This window comes from Faecalibacterium sp. AF28-13AC (assembly GCF_003478405.1).
Taxonomy (GTDB): Bacteria; Bacillota; Clostridia; order Oscillospirales; family Ruminococcaceae; genus Faecalibacterium; species Faecalibacterium prausnitzii_E.
Window position 1 is genome coordinate 1 of sequence record NZ_QUFG01000032.1, and the last position, 1192, is coordinate 1192.

At 39.3% G+C, this 1192-nt stretch carries 3 protein-coding genes and 1 pseudogene; all 4 read right to left on the reverse strand.

Features of this window, described 5'->3' with window-relative positions; translation table 11 throughout:
* Positions 1 to 123 (reverse strand): rRNA adenine N-6-methyltransferase family protein (locus tag DWY95_RS16730; protein ID WP_222358137.1); only part of this gene is annotated, 123 nt, incomplete at its 3' end.
* A gap of 124 nt (positions 124 to 247) precedes the next feature.
* Positions 248 to 331: a 23S rRNA methyltransferase attenuation leader peptide gene (locus DWY95_RS16735; RefSeq protein WP_001814874.1), complete on the reverse strand. Its 84-nt coding sequence runs from the start codon at positions 329 to 331 to the stop codon at positions 248 to 250.
* A 48-nt stretch (positions 332 to 379) separates the two neighbouring features.
* The gene (locus tag DWY95_RS17490; RefSeq protein WP_242985277.1) at positions 380 to 562 is read right to left on the reverse strand and encodes a hypothetical protein; all 183 of its coding nucleotides are present in this window, start codon (positions 560 to 562) and stop codon (positions 380 to 382) included.
* 375 nt (positions 563 to 937) lie between these two features.
* Positions 938 to 1192: pseudogene (locus DWY95_RS16745) on the reverse strand (hypothetical protein); the annotation flags it as partial.

A 1192-nucleotide genomic window follows, 5' to 3' on the forward strand; every position in this document is an offset into this window, starting at 1 on the left:
CCCTTTACCTGTTCCAATTTCGTAAACGGTATCGGTTTCTTTTAAATTCAATTGTTTTATTATTTGGTTGAGTACTTTTTCACTCGTTAAAAAGTTTTGAGAATATTTTATATTTTTGTTCATGTAATCTCTCCTGAAGTGATTACATCTATAAACAAATACAGAAGTTAAACGATTTGTTTGTAATTTTAGTTATCTGTTTAAAAAGTCATAAGATTAGTCACTGGTAGGAATTAATCTAACGTATTTATTTATCTGCGTAATCACTGTTTTTAGTCTGTTTCAAAACAGTAGATGTTTTATCTACATTACGCATTTGGAATACCAACATGACGAATCCCTCCTTCTTAATTACAAATTTTTAGCATCTAATTTAACTTCAATTCCTATTATACAAAATTTTAAGATAATGCACTATCAACACACTCTTAAGTTTGCTTCTAAGTCTTATTTCCATAACTTCTTTTACGTTTCCCAAAATACCGCTGCTAATAAAGGATATTGCTTGTCCGGCAAGAAGTGTAAAATAAGTTTTTCTCCATGAATTGTTGTTTTGGGTCATAATGCGAACCTCCTTTTTTATTGCATTGTTCCTTTGTTTCTGCAATAAAAAGCAGGCGTTGTCCCACAGAGAGGGCAGACGCCTGCATAACAACAAAGCACGAAAAAACACCACGATACAGTTCAAAGACTGCTCGTGTCAAACCTACGTGTTCCTTTGCATACGCACGCAAAAAAAGCCCACCATCATGTGGAAAGGTACTTCTACTTTTTATTGCTTATTAGCGTACACAAATTAACACACGTAAGCCTCCTTCCAATCTCAAACTGTCGCACAGTATAACACACATCCGATAGACTTGTCAACCATTTTTAACCTTGTTTTCCATCTTGTTTTTCCATCTCTTACGGGCAGTAGCAAAGCCAGGCGAGCCAGTCAACGGTCAAGATGAACGGCGCTTTCAGCGCCGCCGTTGACAGTCTCGCCCGTCTTTGCTAATGGGTAATCAAGGCGGGAAAGCCATTTTAGGGCTTTCCCGCCCATTTCAATTTTGGGAGAAGAAAGGCCCCAAAATGAACGAGTGCGGCCAAACACTTTTAGGGATTGGCCACCTTGTCCACCCATCCAGCGGGGCGGCGGGGAACGGTCAAGGCCGGGCGTCAGCCCATTCATTTCAGCCTTGACGGTTTC